This is a genomic window from Peribacillus sp. FW305-BF15, from assembly GCF_058783805.1.
In genome coordinates this window covers 16,009-30,508 of sequence record NZ_JBYSYV010000005.1, presented here as the reverse complement: position 1 = coordinate 30,508, position 14,500 = coordinate 16,009, and the positions used below count along the sequence as shown (strand labels likewise).

At 42.6% G+C, this 14,500-nt stretch carries 13 protein-coding genes and 1 riboswitch; of the genes, 8 read left to right on the top strand and 5 right to left on the bottom strand.

The window, feature by feature from the left end:
- Positions 1 to 50: 50 nt before the first annotated feature.
- Positions 51 to 239 carry a hypothetical protein gene (locus AC3WLU_RS06385; RefSeq protein ID WP_063234131.1) on the top strand — a complete coding sequence of 63 codons (189 nt, stop codon included), beginning with the start codon at positions 51 to 53 and terminating at the stop codon, positions 237 to 239.
- A 596-nt stretch (positions 240 to 835) separates the two neighbouring features.
- Here AC3WLU_RS06385 and AC3WLU_RS06380 read toward each other — a convergent pair.
- Positions 836 to 1,237 (bottom strand): SET domain-containing protein, encoded by a 402-nt coding sequence (locus tag AC3WLU_RS06380; protein WP_133351407.1) that lies wholly within the window; start codon positions 1,235 to 1,237, stop codon positions 836 to 838.
- A 272-nt stretch (positions 1,238 to 1,509) separates the two neighbouring features.
- The gene (locus tag AC3WLU_RS06375) at positions 1,510 to 3,135 is read right to left on the bottom strand and encodes a M4 family metallopeptidase (RefSeq protein WP_057277987.1); all 1,626 of its coding nucleotides are present in this window, start codon (positions 3,133 to 3,135) and stop codon (positions 1,510 to 1,512) included.
- Positions 3,136 to 3,577: 442 nt separating this feature from the next.
- On the opposite strand from AC3WLU_RS06375, the gene AC3WLU_RS06370 reads away from it, so the two are divergent.
- The 3 genes from AC3WLU_RS06370 to AC3WLU_RS06360 all read left to right on the top strand — a co-directional run bounded on the left by AC3WLU_RS06370 (position 3,578) and on the right by AC3WLU_RS06360 (position 7,190).
- Positions 3,578 to 5,059 (top strand): amino acid permease, encoded by a 1,482-nt coding sequence (locus tag AC3WLU_RS06370; RefSeq protein WP_492597006.1) that lies wholly within the window; start codon positions 3,578 to 3,580, stop codon positions 5,057 to 5,059.
- A gap of 243 nt (positions 5,060 to 5,302) precedes the next feature.
- Entirely contained in the window at positions 5,303 to 6,403 is a 1,101-nt protein-coding gene (locus AC3WLU_RS06365; RefSeq protein ID WP_492597005.1) for a CaiB/BaiF CoA transferase family protein, read from the top strand.
- 262 nt (positions 6,404 to 6,665) lie between these two features.
- A complete protein-coding gene (locus AC3WLU_RS06360; RefSeq protein WP_492597004.1) occupies positions 6,666 to 7,190 on the top strand; it encodes a hypothetical protein in 525 nt (174 codons plus the stop codon).
- A gap of 103 nt (positions 7,191 to 7,293) precedes the next feature.
- Here AC3WLU_RS06360 and AC3WLU_RS06355 read toward each other — a convergent pair whose 3' ends face one another.
- The 3 genes from AC3WLU_RS06355 to AC3WLU_RS06345 all read right to left on the bottom strand — a co-directional run bounded on the left by AC3WLU_RS06355 (position 7,294) and on the right by AC3WLU_RS06345 (position 10,241).
- Entirely contained in the window at positions 7,294 to 8,469 is a 1,176-nt protein-coding gene (locus tag AC3WLU_RS06355; protein ID WP_492597003.1) for an MFS transporter, read from the bottom strand.
- Positions 8,470 to 8,625: 156 nt separating this feature from the next.
- Positions 8,626 to 8,928 carry an ArsR/SmtB family transcription factor gene (locus AC3WLU_RS06350; protein ID WP_061466270.1) on the bottom strand — a complete coding sequence of 101 codons (303 nt, stop codon included), beginning with the start codon at positions 8,926 to 8,928 and terminating at the stop codon, positions 8,626 to 8,628.
- A 209-nt stretch (positions 8,929 to 9,137) separates the two neighbouring features.
- On the bottom strand, positions 9,138 to 10,241 hold the full coding sequence (locus tag AC3WLU_RS06345; protein WP_492597002.1) for a 5-methyltetrahydropteroyltriglutamate--homocysteine S-methyltransferase: 1,104 nt from the start codon (positions 10,239 to 10,241) through the stop codon (positions 9,138 to 9,140).
- An 81-nt stretch (positions 10,242 to 10,322) separates the two neighbouring features.
- A riboswitch (SAM riboswitch) is annotated at positions 10,323 to 10,424 on the bottom strand.
- Positions 10,425 to 10,580: 156 nt separating this feature from the next.
- Between AC3WLU_RS06345 and AC3WLU_RS06340 the strand changes: the two genes are divergently transcribed.
- The 4 genes from AC3WLU_RS06340 (at position 10,581) to glpK (ending at position 14,278) form a co-directional block, all read left to right on the top strand.
- The gene (locus tag AC3WLU_RS06340) at positions 10,581 to 11,000 is read left to right on the top strand and encodes a hypothetical protein (RefSeq protein ID WP_413004479.1); all 420 of its coding nucleotides are present in this window, start codon (positions 10,581 to 10,583) and stop codon (positions 10,998 to 11,000) included.
- A 172-nt stretch (positions 11,001 to 11,172) separates the two neighbouring features.
- Positions 11,173 to 11,715 (top strand): glycerol-3-phosphate responsive antiterminator, encoded by a 543-nt coding sequence (locus AC3WLU_RS06335; RefSeq protein ID WP_283906240.1) that lies wholly within the window; start codon positions 11,173 to 11,175, stop codon positions 11,713 to 11,715.
- Positions 11,716 to 11,941: 226 nt separating this feature from the next.
- Complete coding sequence (locus tag AC3WLU_RS06330) at positions 11,942 to 12,766, top strand: MIP/aquaporin family protein (RefSeq protein WP_034310441.1); 825 nt, start codon at positions 11,942 to 11,944, stop codon at positions 12,764 to 12,766.
- A gap of 21 nt (positions 12,767 to 12,787) precedes the next feature.
- The gene (gene glpK, locus AC3WLU_RS06325) at positions 12,788 to 14,278 is read left to right on the top strand and encodes a glycerol kinase GlpK (RefSeq protein WP_413004482.1); all 1,491 of its coding nucleotides are present in this window, start codon (positions 12,788 to 12,790) and stop codon (positions 14,276 to 14,278) included.
- The last annotated feature ends 222 nt before the right edge of the window (positions 14,279 to 14,500 follow it).

The following is a 14,500-nucleotide window of genomic DNA, read 5'->3' as shown; positions in this document are numbered from 1 at the left end:
AGCTGATAGAGGGAATACTATATAGGACTAACTTGAAGGAGGAAACGAACATGCCATCAAACAAAATGCTTGGAACCGTCCTGATAGGAGCAGCCGCATTTTTAATGCGCAATAAGAAAACCCGTGAAAAAACCATGGGTCAAATAAGATCTCTAGCCACCCCAGAAACCATTGATAAGGTGAAGAGCCAATTCCAATCAATAACCAAAACAAAATCAAGTAACCCATCCGTTCGTTAAGGTGAATTGACCCCATTAGTAATTCTTAATGGGGTCAAACTGTGGACAAATTAGAGAAGAACCAGTTTTTTAAAAAAAGTTCCCGCTGATTGAAGAAATCCGCTCCCTTTCCGCCTGTCTCCAAGCCTCCTCGACGCAAGCGTCCGTGGGGTGTCGTCTAGCGGATTTGTAAATGAGGGTTTCACCTTACTTTAAATGAAAAGTTGAATGGAACGGAAGGTACGAGACTCCTGCGGGAAAAGCGAGTCCAGGGGAGACCCCACAGGCGCAAATGCGCCGAGGAGGCTCCCGGACCGCCCGCGGAAAGCGAGTGCCTGGAGTGGAAATCATATTACTAACCCTCAAATCTGCTGCTTCCGCCCGATTGTCTGCCAAGCCTAATCAAAGCAAGCGGTTTCGGCTAACCAGTCATTCGGCAAGAGTGTAGCAACTTTATTCAATCGTCTTCAAAAAACTAACCCCATTAAGTTAATCTTAAAGGGGCTTTTTTATGGTTTAGTGAATTCATCATGCCGGTAAAAGGAAAAGCACTCGTTTCTTTCGAAGACCATGGACAGGCATTCAAAAGTACAAGTGCTTTCATGAGGGATCAATGATCATTCAGCTACATCTTCGCCGTCATTTTCTTTATTGAACCAAAGCGGATCCTCATTATCGACTTCACCATTATAATTAATCAGGATTTCTTCTCCTGCTTTTATGTCGGTATAAGCAAAGAAATCAAACGTATGATTCTTGAAGTTTATGTCATACGTAGCGTTGGGTGTATAAGAATGATTAAACAGCATGCCATAGCCTAAAAGCATGGCAGTATGGTTAATTCCATATTCAAACGCATAATCAGCCAGCAATGTCTTCTCAATGAAAACATGCTCCTCGTTCGGATATGCAATGACTGGTGCCTCATGCAAAAGCTCACCTTTTTTAATATCTCGTGTTGCGAATACGCCTCTATTGAACTCGCCATCACTGAGTGTGGAAGTTTTAACTTCAATCATGTTCGTCACCTACTTGTTCTATTCAATATAGTCCAGATCATCTAAGCTTGACAGTTAATAAGAAGAAAAGCAACTATTTTACGGAATTAATCATTTTTAGTATACGACGCAGTTTGTTTTTAGTAAGGATCTACCTGTACCGGAGGACGGAAAAGGACGAAAAAAGGGAACGAACGGCCGAAATGATCCTCGGAAGGTAGACCGATACATAAGATCAAAACACCTCCGCTAGCAGGGAAGCTAGGGAGGTGTTTGATTTATAGGTAAATCTGTTAATTCACACCGACAGCAGTAAAGGCATTTTTGACAGCCGTGACTTCTGCACTGCTTGAACCGTATAAATCAGAGGCCGATTGTATGACGGCCGCTCTGGCTTGTGAAAAAGTAGACGACGAAGTTAAATATGTTGTGTTTGCCCGATAAAAGATGGTTCCTAGTTTATCGATGCCGATTCCGGATACACTCACGCCATGGTGGGTTCCGCCTGCAGAGATTAAATAAGCTGCCTTATTAATGATTCCGCTGTTCGTGTGGACTCCGCCATTATCACCCGTTCCTGTATAACGGTTCGAATAATGGTCAGGGTCCCCATTCAATGTTGGATTAGCCATCGAGCGGAGTGCATCACCGGAAATGTTAGGTGTGTAAATATCTTCCCCGACCAAATAGTCGGCTTTGGCACTCTGATTCTTAAATTCTACGACAGTGCCAAAAATATCAGATATCGCTTCATTCAAAGCACCGGATTCATATTGATAGGTAAGGTTCGATTCCGAGGAAGTGACGGCATGCGTCAATTCATGCGCAACGACATCGAGCCCGCCGGACAATGGGATGAACGTCGTGCCATCTCCATCACCGTAAACCATTTGGGTGCCATCCCAAAAAGCATTATTGTATCTTGAGCCATAATGGACGGTTGATTTCAGGATGGTTCCATTACCATCATAGGAGTTCCGGCCAAATGTGGATTTGTAATAATCATAGGTTTTACCCGCATAATAATGGGCATCCACCGCAGCTTTATCGGCAGAAGCAGTAAAAGCATTTGTTGTGTTGGAAAAGAGTGTACCAGGCAATCTTGAACGGTTATTGGCGTTATACGTGTAGATGCCTTTACCGCGTGTATTGTCTTGTAAGTAGTATTGACCGTTGGATAAGGTAGTGTTCAGCGACACCGTATTGTTTAAGACGCCAGTGCCCGTTCCGACGGAGTTGGTCCCCGTCACTTCATCCAATGTATTATATTTATTCAGGATTTTACCCGTTTTGACTGAAATGAAATAATGATGATTTCCTGGTTCCGGACTTAAGAATTTCAAATTGACTTTATATACATAATCGGCCTTGCCTTCATTTGCGTATACATACAGGTCAGATTCAGGTGATTGCTCGTAGGCAGGTGTGAACCCCAGATCCGCTTCAGCTATTTTGATAGCTTCGGATTCACTGATGCCTTTTTTAGCCTTTTTCCCTAATTTCGTGTTTAGATTGGCTTCAACCGTACCGGACACGACGGTCAATACACCTTTAGCGTCAATCAATACGGCTTGTGTGGAATTCCATACTGGTACGCCTTTATAGGTTTGTTGCAATTTAAGGACGGTATTGCCCAGTTCATCCTTGCTTTCTTTCTCGATCGTGAAGGAGTCCTTCGCCTTTTGCTTTTCTAGCTTGTAAGACTTTTTGTTCTCATCAAAAAAGGTAAGAATGATATCTTCTGCCGTTTGCTTTGAGGGGTCCGTAAGCTTCCCAGACTTGTATTCTAGCGAATCCCTATGCTTATTGTACTTTTCAACACTTAACACATTTTTTGCCGCTAAAGCTTCTTGATGGGGAATAGCAGAAAATAATAGACCGATTGATAGTGCAGTTCCTAAAAATACCTTACCTTTCATAACACTCAACTCCTTCATGAGAATACCTCATTTTTACATCGTTTCATAATTATTATCAAATGGAGAAAACTTGCGAAAAATATGACATTTAAAGGGATAAAATGGAGAAAAATGGATTTTAATAGAAATATTCTTTGGATATATTCTTTTAGTAATATTTGGAATGTATTTAAATTAAACCAAATGAATAAATGTGCAAAAAACCATGGCATAATGTGCAAAAAACCATGGCGTAAAGTGCAAAGAAATTTGTCTATTGAAGGCATTTTTTTGGATAATCTGTTGAATATTGCGCTTTGTAAATTTGGCATGAAAATTGCATATATTCAGAAAAGGAATTCGGATTGTAAATTAGGTCTATTTGAGAGTCTATGAAATAGGAAAATTTATTAAATGATTTCCCCATATATGAAAGCGCTTATATAGAAAGGGATGAAAAATTATGATACCAAAACAAGAAAATGACATCTTGCATCCTCCAAAGCAAGAAGAACAAGGGTTAAAGCGCGGTTTGAAATCCCGCCATTTAACGATGATTTCCATTGGCGGGGCTATTGGTACCGGGCTGTTCCTCAGCAGCGGTGCAGCCATTCATACAGCTGGGCCAGGCGGGGCATTACTTGCTTATGCCTTAGTTGGGGCAATGGTGTACTTCGTGATGACGAGCTTAGGGGAATTGGCAGCCTTTATGCCGACAAGCGGCTCCTTCAGTACCTATGGATCGAAATTCGTCGATCCCGCATTTGGTTTTGCCTTGGGATGGACGTATTGGTTCAATTGGTCGATGACGATAGCCGCAGAGTTGGCAGCCTCGACAATGATCATGAAATTCTGGTTTCCGAATAGTCCATCATTGTTATGGAGTTCATCATTCTTGGTGCTCATTTTCCTATTGAACTATTTATCCGTTAAAGGATATGGTGAAGGGGAATACTGGTTTTCCTTCATAAAAGTAACCGCCATCGTTATTTTTATTATCGTCGGGCTGCTAATGATCGTCGGCATTATGGGCGGCGAAGCGGTAGGCTTTAAAAACTTCACCGTCGATGACGCTCCTTTCCCGGGCGGGTTCATGGGTGTCTTCATCGTTTTCATAGCGGCTGGCTTTTCTTTTCAAGGTACCGAAATTGTCGGTGTGGCTGCCGGGGAAAGTGAAGATCCTGCACGGAATATACCGAAGGCCATTAAAAGTGTCTTCTGGAGGATCTTGCTCTTTTACGTATTGGCAATCTTCGTAATTGGACTGCTTATCCCTTATACGAGCTCGAGTTTGCAGGGTGATAACGTCATGGTCAGTCCATTCACGCTCATTTTTGAAAAAGCTGGAGTCGCCTTTGCCGCTTCGCTTATGAATGCCGTCATATTAACAGCGGTATTATCTGCAGGTAACTCAAGTCTATATGCATCAACGCGTATGTTATACTCAATGGCAAAAGATGGGCAAGCACCGCGTATTTTTGCAAAACTTAATAAACGCGGCGTACCGGTTGCAGGCATGATTTTGACATGCTCCATCGGCATGCTGGCCTTCTTAGCCTCCGTATTCGGCGATGGTAAAGTGTATATTTGGTTAATGAATGCCATCGGAATTACAGGATTCATCTTTTGGCTCGGAATATCCATCAGCCATTACCGTTTCAGGAAAGCGTTCATCGCTCAAGGCCATTCATTGGAGAAGCTGCCATATAAGGCATTATGGTTCCCAATCGGCCCGATCTTTGCCATTTTAATCGGCATGATCGTCATCCTGTCCCAAAATATCCAAGCCTTTTTCTCAGACCACATCGATTGGGGCAGTGTTGTAGCTGCATACTTGGGGATTCCGCTTTTCCTTGGTCTATGGCTTGGCTATAAATTTATAAGAAAAACTAAATTCGTTAAACTTGATGAAGTCGAATTTGACTTTGACAAAAAATATGACTGAACAAGCTTAAAGTAAAAGCAGCCGGACAATGCAGTTTTAAATTGTCCGGCTTTTCCTTGTTTTCTATAGGCTCATTATCAAAAGCCAGGAAGCTGATTCCTGGTTTTTTATTTTTATTAAATGGAAATTTATACAAATGTTATGGGAGGTGTTATATGATAATCGTAAACTCAGCTAAATTGCATGTACGGAATGACTGGAGGGCTTTTACTATTTTAAAGGGAAAGGGAAGGTGCACAGCTGATGACCTTATTGACTCATTTAAAAGTATTGGACTTTTCAACGTTACTGCCAGGCCCATTTGCCACTTTGATGCTAGCGGATTTAGGAGCGGATGTTTTGAAGGTGGAGAGGCCGGGGACAAAGGATTCATGGGGTGTGAACCAATATCTTAACAGATCTAAGAAGTCGATCACACTGGATTTAAAACAATCCGAGTCTATCGAATCCGTAAGAAACCTAGTGACGGAATACGATATCGTCATTGAACAATTCCGTCCAGGTGTCATGGAACGTCTGGGACTGGGGTATGGGGCATTAAAATCGATCAACCCGAAGCTGATTTACTGTTCCATCACGGGCTATGGCCAGACTGGTCCCTATAAAGACCGGCCGGGACATGATATCAATTATATTTCGATAGCAGGCTTATCAGGCTATTCCGGTACGAAAAAGGAAGGTCCGGCAAAAAACGGAACCCAAATAGCAGATCTTGCCGGAGGCTCATTGCATGCTGTCATCGGAATATTATCTGCAGTCATTCACAGGGAAAGAACAGGATTCGGCCAAGCCATCGACATCAGCATGACCGACTGCAGTTTTGCCTTGAATGCCATATCCGCACCTCTGAATTTACAAGGTGGCCTTGAACTTGAACCAGAAAAACTGATGCTGAACGGAGGGTCTTTTTATGACTTTTACGAAACGAAAGATGGACGCTATTTTTCGGTAGGCAGCCTTGAGCCCCCTTTTCGAAAAGCATTATGTGAAGCAATCGGTGCACCCGAATTATATGAGCTGAGCATGAAAAGCGATGAAGAAAGCGGAATCAGGTTTAAAACGGCCGTCCGGCTGGCTTTCCTTGAAAGAGATTTTCATGAATGGCAGGAGATATTCGCTGAATTCGAGGCCTGCGTAGAACCAGTGCTGACTTTCACCGAAGCGGCCGAGCATCCCCAATTGAAGGAGAGGGGAATGATCGTCGAGGTTCCTGACGGAAAAGGGAATGTCCAGAGGCAAATCGCCTGCCCGATCAAAACATCGGTTTTCACCCCTGGATATAAACATGCAGGCTTGGAGCCAGGACAAAACAACGCAGAAATCCTTCGAACCCCCAATCGCTAAATAAAGATGTAAAGGCTATCGCTTTTCCGAGTTTTTTGGAAGGTGATAGCCTGTTTTTTTGAACGCCGGAAAAAGCAGGGGGAGGGTCGATATGATCGTTCGAAGGTCGAAGTGAAGCGGAAGGAGAATAATTATCCTCTTATCATTTGTGGAAAGCAACATATTACCACTGTGAAAATTTACTAGTTATAACCAGTGTGGGCAGGGTATCAGAGTAGCATCCTGGTAAGGAAATCGCTGGTAAGGAGGGGGTTAGTTAAATATGTTTGGTCTCTCTGATATCATTAAATTTCTATTTTCCTTTTTTTTGATCATGCCGATCGTTACGCTGATACATTTGAGCGGGCATATTTTCTTTGTTACGCTCTTTGGGGGATCAGAAAAGAAAATCTTGATCGGTTGTGGCAATAAACTTTTCGCCTTTCGGAACATAGAGGTGAGGAAATATTATTTTTGGAATGGGACTTGCGAGTTCAAGGGATTGAAACATGATAATCGATTGACGAATACGCTGATATATTTAGGGGGGGCTATCTTTAATTTAGTCAGCATGCTGATCATATATAGCTTAGTGTATCAGAATATCCTGGACAGCTCGGTGATCTGGTATCAATTCATCTATTTTTCTTTCTACGTTATGTTTTTCTCCCTGTTTCCGATGTATTTCTCGGACGGATCGCCTAGTGATGGGAAGGCTGCGGAATTGGCCTTGAGGAACAAGCTGAAAGATAGGGTGACGGATGATATATTCGTGAAGAAAATGGAGGATGATGATAGCTGCAAGTAAAAAGGGAACGTCCAGATGGCCGTTCTTTTTTTTGTTTGCTTTCAGTTTTAGGATTCATCATAAGGCTAAAATCTAGCCTTATGATAAATGTTTATATAACGGTCTAGGATTTTATGGACTGTGCTATTTTCCTGCTTGACGATGAACTTGAAAGGACCAGAACAATGACCATGGCAATGGCAACCCCTGTTGCACCGATCCAGGTTATGGAAGCAAGGGATACTTGTTCTACAGCAACACCGCCAATTCCAGCACCGGCGGCCATGGCCAATTGCATCATCGACTGATTCAGACCGAGCATGACTCCTGATGATTCAGGCTCAAGGGTCGCTAAATGATATTGCTGTGTCGGCCCTGATGACCATGCTGCGAACGACCATAATGTAAGGATTATCAAAACGGCCATCAATGAATTCGTAACGATGGATAACATGATGATCATCACAATATGAAGCGCCATTCCGCCAACTAGTGTAAATGATACACCCCATCGATCCGTACTATATCCGCCAAACTTTGATCCGATCAGGCTTGCGATACCGAATATAAGCAAGGCCGTGCTAAGTATAGAGTCACTTATCCCTGATACTGATAGCAGGTAAGGGGATAGATAGGTATAAGCTATCGAGTATCCGCCAAGCCAGAAGAAGGTTATCGATAATCCAAGGGCAACTTTCCTTTTTTTAAGAAGGGCCAGTTGCTGGAGAAGCGGTACTGGTTTATCCCCTTTGGTGGGAGTAATGGTAAAGAATAAAACGATCATGGCAATCAGGCCGAATAGGGCGATTCCGCCAAAGACGGATTTCCACCCGAATGCATCTGCCATGATTCTTCCGAGAGGTACGCCAATGATAAGGGAAGCTGTAAACCCCATGACAACTGTCGCAATAGAACTGGCTTGTTTATCTGGCGGAGCAAGCTTAGCGGCAATATTCAGAGCGGTGACTACAACCAATCCTGCACCAAGTGCCATGATTATGCGTGCAAATAGAAAAGGGCCAAAGCCTGGTAATAGAAAGGCAAGCAGATTGGCCACTACGAATAGTCCAAGGGAATACAACATTAATCTTCGTCTGTCTAAACTTGCTGTCAAAGCCATGAGAATGGGTGTACCGATTGCGTAGACAAGGGAGAAAATTGTAATGAGCTGTCCTGCGGCAGCAAGGGTCACTCCAAGAGAATCCGCAATCTTATCCAAAATTCCGGATATGATGAATTCGGATGTTCCTACTAAAAAACTGATGATCGCTAACATGTAAATTTTCCATGTATTAAGCAAAATAGATTCACTCCTCATTAATGATTATTAATTTTATATAAAGACATATCGCAATATGTTAATATGTATAAATAAAAAAATAAACATATCGCGAAATATCGAAATGTTAGAGAGAAAAATGAACCCAACCCTCTAAGGTACGGATCAGGCTCATTTTCATACTTCTTCTTTCAAGAAATCAGTAATTTTTGAGATTGCCTCTTCATCTCGTTTGTAATACGTAAACTTTCCTATCCGCTCCGTTTTAATCAATCCTGCTCTAAGAAGCATCGAGAGGTATTGAGAGGCCGTGGACTGGGTCATGTTTAATTTTTCCGTAATCTGACTTACGCAAACGCCGGTTTCCTTCATGTCTATTCCCTCATGAGGGGTGAAGTGGAGTTCAGGCGCCTTGAGCCATTGCAAGATTTGCAACCTGGATTCATTGGATAATGCTTTAAATATCTCGATTGTTTTCATACATTTCATTATATCGAGAATTATCGATATGTCAAATGGTTTTATCATTCATCGTTATTCATAAATAGTAAAACTTGATACCGTTATCTAAAGAGTCATTAAAGGAATGGAAGTGTATTATTGCAAGAACCTAATCGGCTCCCATATCAGTGCGGGCCGATTAGGTTGTTCAAATCCTGTAAATCAGAATTAAAGTCTCCGCTAAATAATCATTCCCATACTTCTTTCGCTATATCAACGACGAATTTCAGTTTTTCCCATTGCTGTGCTTCGGTTAGCTTGTTGCCGTGATGTGTGGAGGCGAAGCCGCATTGAGGGCTTAAGCATAATTGTTCGAGCGGAACGAAGTGCGATGCTTCTTTAATGCGTGCCTTAACAGCTTCCTTGTCCTCGATTTCTCCATTTTTTGAAGTGACGACACCCAGTACGACCCGTGCACCGCCATTTGGAATGTAATCCAATGGTTTGAAATCCCCTGAGCGTTGATCATCATATTCCAAGAAGAATCCATCCACTTTTTCTTTTGCCAATAAAGTTGGGGCGATACGGGCATAGCTTCCTTCAAACGCCCATGTCGACTGGTAGTTTCCGCGACATAGATGGGTAGTGACGATAAGGTCTTCTGGTTTGCCTTCCAATGCTCCATTAATGACCCGAAGTGCAAGATCAATTAATTGTTCCCTCGTATATTTTCCATCTTTGAACTGGAAATCCGGGGCTGAAAGTCTGGCAATATATACATCATCCAATTGAAGATAACGCACACCTGCTTCATAAAAGGCTTTCAAAGCATGCTGATAGGCGTTGATGATATCATTTGCATAGTCTTCAATATCAGGGTAGACGTCTTCATTATGAATGCCTGCAGCAAATAATTGATTCGGACTGGGGATGGTTTGCTTGGCAACGGCGCGTCCGTTCACGATTTTGTTCAATTCAATGAAATCACGAATGAAGGGATGTTCAGGGTTGAATGAAACCTTCCCGGTATTGCGAACATTATATCTCTCTGTTTCGACACCATCGAATGTGAGGCCTTTTTCAGTCACATATCCCTCGATGCCATTTAAATGCTCGAGGAAGTCGAAGTGCCACCATGTTCGTCTGAACTCACCGTCCGTAACAGCCTCCAATCCAACTTCAATTTGTTTATCGACGATCCGATTGATTTCTTCGGTTTCAATTTCACGAAGCCGCTCTGCTGAAAGGGTACCTTCCTTAAAGTCCTTCCTGGCAATATGTAAACGTTCCGGTCTTAATAAACTTCCGACGTGGTCCGCCCTGAATGGTGCTTTCGTTAATGTGATTGACATGTTGATTCCTTCTTTCCTTTTAAAAATAAAAAACCTCTTCTTAAAAAAAAGAAGAGGTGTTGGCAACAAAGCTATATACTCTTCTTATCTTCAAGTTTTTACACTTCTGGAATTAGCACAGTACAAGATCGGTCTGTTGCTGAGGCATCAAAGGGCCAGTCCCTCCACCTCTCTGGATAAGAGTTGTCTATTAAATTAACTATGACTATACAGGTAGTTTTTACGAAGGTCAAGGGGTGGAGCTGGAATATTTCGAATATACCGTTTATTAATCCGGGCTGAAATGTTAACGGCATCAGGGAGTCCGGCATATGCTTTGAGTGGGGAGGGAATGCAAGGATGAGTCCATTCAAAAACGGCATACCGATTACGGTAACTGATGCCATGATAGAGAGAATCATAAAAATGAAATCATCTGATCAGGATATTAAAGTCGAAATTAAGCCAAAGCATATTGTGCTTTCCGGAACGATGGAAGTGAAAAAAATGATGTTTAAGAAAAACGTGGCTTTCCGAATTACATTAAAACCGGTTCATGTGGAAAAAAGAACGATTTCATTTGAATTAGTCGAAATGGAACCAATTGACAGGGATTTCATCAACCAAAGGATATTTAACAGACCGCCATTTTTTGAATATGAAAAAAGAACGATCAAAATGAATGTTAATGCTTGGAGCATCGTGAGAAAAATTCCAATTGGCACAATTAAATCGTATGAACTCGTCGAAGGTGCATTGAAAATGAAACTCTCTTTATGATTCAAGGGGATATTTTACATATATCCTTTGCCGCAATCTATAAAGGGTGTGAAAGGTATGATAGTGTTAAGGTTACATGGTTCATGAAAAAATGTGTTTGATAAATCAAGTTCTTTAAAATATACTAAATGACTTGAAGTTTTGAGTTTTTCTGGTAATGAGGAGGATAATGATGGATCAGAAGATTTTGCCTGCTTCAGCAAGCATGAAGGATTTTGAAAGATTTCTAGAAAGTTCCTATGAAATAGGTGTGTTTCTTGATTTGCATATCTCACAATTGAAAAATGTAAGTATGATGGCAAAGCAGCATAATAAGAAAATGATTTATCATGTCGATTTGATCCATGGCATAAGAAGTGATGAGTACGCGACAGAATTCATTTGTCAGGAATATAACCCCTATGGGCTGATTTCGACTAAATCAAGCGTTATATTGAAGGCGAAGCAAAAGGGGGTCATTGCCATCCAGCGAATCTTTTTAATAGACTCACATGCGCTTGAGAAAAGTTATAAGCTGGTGCAGAAAACCAAGCCAGATTATATCGAAGTATTGCCGGGCGCCATGCCATGGATGATAAAAGAAGTGAAGGAACGATTGCAGACACCGATTTTTGCAGGCGGCCTCATACGTACTTCGGAGGAAGTCCTGAATGCCCTTGATGCCGGCGCCTCGTCAATCACCACTTCAAAAACTGAATTATGGGATATCGTCTAATAGGGAAAAAATGAAAAAAATTACAGAATAATAGATTAATTTTTCACAAAATATTGACAGCGTTTTCATAACCTAGTATATTTTACAGTACAAGTTAATATATGTGACGGAGACTAGGAGATTCACAACAGATCTATTCATAATTTTTTTATGAAGATGGTTCTGCTGTGGATCTCCTTTTATTTGTTGGCAAGGTTTAAAAAATTATCAGGGGAGGGGTTTTATCATGACTCCATTTTGGGGAGAAGTGTTAGGCACGATGATTTTAGTTTTATTCGGAGCAGGTATTGGGGCAGGTTCATCCTTAAAGGGTTCCTATGCAAAAGATGCCGGCTGGATCGTTATCACGATTGCGTGGGGATTGGCGGTTACCATGGGTGTTTTTGCAGTGGGTTCCATAAGCGGGGCGCATTTAAACCCGGCGGTCACAGTAGGGTTTGCCATTATTGGAGAATTTCCATGGAGTGATGTGCCCGGTTACATCGTTGCCCAGATGATTGGCGCGATACTCGGCGCAACTCTAGTATTCCTGCACTATTTGCCACACTGGAAAGCTACGGATGATCCAGGGGCGAAGCTTGGTGTATTCGCGACTTCACCTGCAATCCCGCACACATTTTCAAATCTATTAAGTGAGATGATTGGAACTTTCATCCTTATTCTTGGTCTATTATTTATAGGGGCCAATAATTTTACAGAGGGCCTAAACCCATTCGCAGTCGGGTTATTGATTGTCGTGATCGGGATGTCACTTGGGGGAACAACAGGATACGCCATTAACCCGGCCCGCGACCTGGGGCCGCGCATCGCTCACTTTTTGCTGCCGATACCTGGTAAAGGAAATTCCAACTGGGGCTATTCATGGATTCCGGTCGTTGGACCGATTGTAGGGGGTTCACTTGGTGCCGTTTGTTATAAAGCATTCTTTATGGGGGAAATAACGGCAGGATTTTGGTCTGTTATGGGTGCAAGCCTGGTACTATTGATAGTAGCCTATGCTTTTGGTAAAAAACAGTCACATGAATTGGATAGCAGAAATATCGCTAGTTAATTAAAAGGAGGGGCATACACAATGGAAAAATACATTTTATCATTAGATCAAGGAACAACAAGTTCGAGGGCGATTTTATTTAATGAAAAGGGGGAAATCGTCCATTCCTCCCAAAAGGAATTCACGCAGCATTTCCCTAAACCAGGCTGGGTCGAACATAACGCCAATGAGATTTGGGGGTCGATCCTGGCGGTGATCGCCGGTGTACTATCTGAATCCGGTGTAAAGCCAGAGCAAATTGCCGGTATCGGGATCACCAATCAGCGTGAAACGGCAGTCGTTTGGGATAAGGAAACAGGTACGCCTGTCTATAATGCGATTGTATGGCAGTCCAGGCAAACAAGTGGAATCTGTGATGAGTTGAAGGAAAAGGGACTTAATGATCTATTCCGGGATAAAACGGGATTGTTGATAGATGCCTATTTTTCCGGAACGAAAGTGAAATGGATCCTCGATAATGTGGAAGGGGCGCGGCAAAAGGCGGATGAAGGCAAGCTGTTATTCGGTACCATCGATACTTGGCTGATCTGGAAGCTATCAGGAGGCAAGGCTCATGTAACGGACTATTCCAATGCATCCCGGACATTGATGTACAATATCCATGAACTGAAATGGGATGAAGAACTGCTTGAGATATTGACTGTACCAAAGTCGATGCTGCCGGAAGTGAGGCCTTCCTCTGAGGAATATGCACGTACGATCGATTATCATTTCTTCGGCCAATCGATTCCAATCGCCGGGGCAGCCGGTGATCAGCAGGCAGCATTATTCGGCCAAGCCTGCTTTAAGGAAGGAATGGCTAAAAATACGTATGGAACAGGCTGTTTCATGCTCATGAATACAGGAACCAAGGCTGTCAGCTCCGAACACGGACTATTGACGACCCTTGCTTGGGGCTTGAATGGGAAGGTCGAATATGCACTGGAAGGCAGTATATTCGTAGCTGGCTCCGCCATCCAATGGCTGCGCGATGGCCTGCGGATGCTGCATGATGCCAAGGACAGTGAAGCCTATGCAAAACGGGTGGAAAGTACGGATGGAGTATATGTGGTACCGGCCTTTGTAGGACTTGGAACTCCATATTGGGACAGCGAAGTGCGGGGTGCCGTTTTTGGTTTGACGCGTGGCACATCAAAAGAACATTTCATTCGCGCCACACTTGAATCACTTGCGTATCAAACGAAGGATGTCCTTGATGCAATGGAGGCGGATTCAGGAATCGAGCTGCAAACATTAAGAGTGGATGGCGGGGCAGTCAAGAATGACTTCTTGATGCAATTCCAGGGTGACTTATTACGTGTGCCCGTCGAGAGGCCGACCATAAACGAAACTACAGCATTAGGTGCTGCATACTTAGCAGGCCTTGCTGTCGGGTATTGGAAGGATCAAGAAGAAATCTCCCGGCAATGGGCGGTGGACAAAACCTTTGAACCATCCATGGAAGAGCAAGAAAGTGAAAAATTATATGAAGGCTGGAAGAAAGCCGTACATGCCGCTATGGCATTTAAATAAAAAACAACATGAATTCTTTCTCAAATGAGCTGGAGTATGCTATAATGAAATCAAGTTAATAACTCGGCCGGAGAACAGGAGAGACCATGAATGCGTTATCGTTAATTCGATAATGTGCATTTATGGTCTCTTTTTTTGTTTTTAACGGCAGATTAGGGATATTAATATCTATATAACTTATGCGAACAAATGAACCAATTGAATATAATGACCGAATTCACG

Bases quoted from the DNA above. Each gene is read 5' to 3' on its own strand.
- AC3WLU_RS06385 (WP_063234131.1), top strand. From the start codon at position 51: ATGCCATCAAACAAAATGCTTGGAACCGTCCTGATAGGAGCAGCCGCA.
- AC3WLU_RS06380 (WP_133351407.1), bottom strand. From the start codon at position 1,237: ATGATTGAAGTTAAAACTTCCACACTCAGTGATGGCGAGTTCAATAGA.
- AC3WLU_RS06375 (WP_057277987.1), bottom strand. From the start codon at position 3,135: ATGAAAGGTAAGGTATTTTTAGGAACTGCACTATCAATCGGTCTATTA.
- AC3WLU_RS06370 (WP_492597006.1), top strand. From the start codon at position 3,578: ATGATACCAAAACAAGAAAATGACATCTTGCATCCTCCAAAGCAAGAA.
- AC3WLU_RS06365 (WP_492597005.1), top strand. From the start codon at position 5,303: ATGACCTTATTGACTCATTTAAAAGTATTGGACTTTTCAACGTTACTG.
- AC3WLU_RS06360 (WP_492597004.1), top strand. From the start codon at position 6,666: ATGTTTGGTCTCTCTGATATCATTAAATTTCTATTTTCCTTTTTTTTG.
- AC3WLU_RS06350 (WP_061466270.1), bottom strand. From the start codon at position 8,928: ATGAAAACAATCGAGATATTTAAAGCATTATCCAATGAATCCAGGTTG.
- AC3WLU_RS06345 (WP_492597002.1), bottom strand. From the start codon at position 10,241: ATGTCAATCACATTAACGAAAGCACCATTCAGGGCGGACCACGTCGGA.
- AC3WLU_RS06340 (WP_413004479.1), top strand. From the start codon at position 10,581: ATGAGTCCATTCAAAAACGGCATACCGATTACGGTAACTGATGCCATG.
- AC3WLU_RS06335 (WP_283906240.1), top strand. From the start codon at position 11,173: ATGGATCAGAAGATTTTGCCTGCTTCAGCAAGCATGAAGGATTTTGAA.
- AC3WLU_RS06330 (WP_034310441.1), top strand. From the start codon at position 11,942: ATGACTCCATTTTGGGGAGAAGTGTTAGGCACGATGATTTTAGTTTTA.
- glpK (WP_413004482.1), top strand. From the start codon at position 12,788: ATGGAAAAATACATTTTATCATTAGATCAAGGAACAACAAGTTCGAGG.